2 protein-coding genes and 1 pseudogene are annotated in these 3,267 nt (G+C 41.0%); 2 read left to right on the top strand and 1 reads right to left on the bottom strand.

Translation table 11 applies throughout. From position 1 onward, the window contains the following. Positions 1 to 140: 140 nt before the first annotated feature. Entirely contained in the window at positions 141 to 1,118 is a 978-nt protein-coding gene (locus WB217_RS10975) for a GNAT family N-acetyltransferase (protein WP_423993267.1), read from the top strand. Positions 1,119 to 1,178: 60 nt separating this feature from the next. Here WB217_RS10975 and WB217_RS10970 read toward each other — a convergent pair whose 3' ends face one another. Further along, positions 1,179 to 2,672, bottom strand: a complete 1,494-nt coding sequence (locus WB217_RS10970; RefSeq protein ID WP_423993266.1) for a peptide MFS transporter — start codon at positions 2,670 to 2,672, stop codon at positions 1,179 to 1,181. Between the two features lie 314 nt (positions 2,673 to 2,986). Between WB217_RS10970 and WB217_RS10965 the strand changes: the two are divergent. Then, positions 2,987 to 3,267: pseudogene (locus WB217_RS10965) on the top strand (DUF305 domain-containing protein); the annotation flags it as partial.

Raw genomic sequence — 3,267 nt, 5'->3', positions numbered from 1 at the left:
GGTACAACCTATCATTTAGGCGCAGATGTTTGATAAATACTGAAACTATTTATAAATTTTTCCAGAATCATTGTATAATACTTACTATCCACATTTTTTACATAGAAAGAGAATTAAAGATAGATAGGGGGAGAGCACATATGGAATTATGGAATGTCTATGATCAATACAGGCAAATAACCGATCGGATTCATGAACGCGGAGTGGAGATGAAGGATGGGGATTATCACATCGTTGTCCATGTCTGGATCATGAATGACAAAGGACAATTCCTCATTCAAAAGAGGCAGCCATGGAAAAAGGGCTGGTCGAATATGTGGGATTGCTCGGCTGCAGGATCGGCTATTCAAGGGGACAGCAGTGAGATGGCAGCGGTCCGGGAAGCAAAGGAAGAGCTTGGAATTGATTTGGACATCGATCATGGCGAAAGATTATTTACCGTTAAGTTTTCCTGCGGATTCGATGATATCTGGCTGGTAAGGCAGAATGTTGAAATCGAGGATTTGAGTTTGCAGGAAGAGGAAGTGGCAGAGGCGAAGTGGGCAAATCCGGATCAAATCCGGGAGATGATTGCTGCCGGTGAGTTCATTCCGTATGCTTACATTGATTTATTTTTCGAAACGGCAAAATCACCAATATCCCTATGGAAAGCTTCAATTGAAGATGCAGAGGAATTGCTGGAACTTCAAAAGGAAGTGTTCATGCCGCTCTACGAAAAGTACAATGACCATGAAACAAGCCCGGTTACACAAACGATGGAGAGATTTTTAAAAAGGTTTGAGCGCGGGGAATATTATAAAATCACATATGAAGGCCAATTGGCAGGAAGTGTGAATGTCTATCAAAAAATTCCGGGATTAATGAGGCTGCATATCATCAATATACGTGAAGCTTATCATAACAGAGGGATTGCCCAGCAGGTCATGACACGCCTTGAACTCATGTATCCAGAAGCAGAAGCATGGGAGCTCGGCACCATCCTATCCGAAGAACGGAACTGCTACCTCTACGAAAAAATGGGCTACGAACAACACGGAGAACGGCAAGTCATCAACGACAAAATGACCCTCGTCAGCTACCGCAAAGAGAAAAATATTGGAAGACTAAAGAGTCTTTAACACATTAAAGCGCCGGGGGTCTGACCCCCGGCGCTTTAAATTGCTAAAGTGCTATTATTTTTATTTTATGCCTCTCATGTAGCCTTGAATCTTTGGAGCTAGGATGAAGAGGATGATACCTAGTACGATGGATGCTCCACCGATTGTTCCGAAGTATGTCATTTCGGTTTCAGGTGTGTAGAACTTAACAATTTGCGCGTTGATTGCTTGTGCTGCGGCACTTGCAAGGAACCAAAGGCTCATTGTCTGTGCTGAGAACGCTGCAGGCGCAAGTTTTGTTGTTGCAGACAGTCCAACTGGGGAAATCAGCAACTCACCGAATACAACGATCAAATAGCTTAGAACTAACCAGATTGGGCTAACCAAAGCATCTGTGCCTGTTAAATAACCAGGGATTAAGATGACTAGGAATGAAAGACCAGCGAAAATCAATGAGAATGAGAATTTCTTCGGAATTGATGGCTGGCGATCGCCTAGCTTCACCCAGAATCCTGCGAAAATCGGTGCAAAGATAATGATGAATAATGGGTTCAATGATTGGAAGAATGCAGGTGAAATAGTAAAGCCTGCGAATTCCAATTGCGTACGCTTGTCCGCATAGTTAGCAAGGATGGTTGAACCTTGCTCCTGGATTGCCCAGAACATAACAGCCGCAAGGAATAGCGGAATGTAAGCAAGTACCCTTGAACGCTCCACTTCAGTTGTCTTAGGGCTGCGGTACATAACGATAAAGTACAAAGTAGGAATCACAATACCAAGAATCGTAACAATGTTGATAAAGCTTTCGAATGTTAAAAGTCCAGCTGGAACTAATACTGCTACAAGGATTGCTAGAACAACTATTCCAATACCAATCCAAGTGAATGTTTTCTTCTTTTCTTCTGGTGACAATGGATTTGCAACCATTGTACCTGCAAGGCCAAGGTTCTTTTTCTTTGTAATCATGAAGACAATAAGTCCCAAGAACATACCGATTGCAGCAATTGCGAAACCATAGTGGAAGTTAAATTTGTCAGATACTGCTCCAACGATTAGAGGCGCAAGGAATGCACCAGCGTTGATGCCCATGTAGAAAATCGTGAAACCAGCGTCACGGCGTTGGTCTGTTTCGCTGTACATCTCACCAACAACGGTAGAAACGTTTGGCTTCAGCATACCTGTACCGATTACGATCAATACCATTGATACGAAGAACATTGAAACGCTGCCAGGAATCGCAAGGGCGATGTGACCAAGCATGATCAATATTCCACCGTAGAACACGGCTCGGGATGTACCAAAAATCCGGTCAGCTAGCCAACCGCCAATAATACCGGACATATACACAAGGGATCCATAGATAGACATGATAGAAAGCGCTAACGTTTCATCAATCCCTAAACCACCCTTAGATACTTCATAGTACATGTAATAAACGAGGATCGCTCTCATTCCATAATAAGAAAAGCGCTCCCAGAACTCTGTGAAGAAAAGTGTGAATAATCCCTTTGGATGTCCAAAGAAACCTTTTTGAGGAACACTATCCACAATTTTCTGTTTATTAAGGTTTGACATGTTTTTCCCTCCCTATTTTCTTATACTAGAATACTGATTATAGTATGAATTGTCAAAAACAATATTAGGAAATACCTCATATAACCTTTGATAAATCTAGATTTATCATACTTTTTATAATAAAAGAAAGTTTATTTAAAATTATTCAATTAATAAGAAAAGTATGAAAAGTTAGGAAATTATTGGTATGTATTTCCAATAGGCCGGCCCAATAGTGTTTACCCAATTATTAAGATAGCAAACCATGATTATTTATTAGTGGGTGGGGTATGCAAATAATATAGGTGAAATTAACTATTTAGGAGGTAAGTCAAGTGAAGAACAATTATGGAAGATTCGGGCTGATGGTGTTGACCTCGACAATCATCATGCTGATTCTGATGTATTTTAATACGTACAGTTTTGATCATGTATTCTTTAGTGAAACGAGGTTTTACATGGCCCTTCTCATGGGAGCCGTAATGGCAATCGTCATGCTTGCTTTTATGCAAAAAATGTATACCAATAAGAAAGTGAACCTTGGCATTTATTTGGGCAGTGCATTCGTCATTACTGTTTCTTTATTCCTTGTTCGCAGCCAGACGACCGTTGATGA

The sequence above is a fragment of the Mesobacillus sp. genome, assembly GCF_049588175.1.
Lineage (GTDB): Bacteria > Bacillota > Bacilli > Bacillales > Cytobacillaceae > Mesobacillus.
This window is presented reverse-complemented; position numbering and strand designations above follow the sequence as displayed.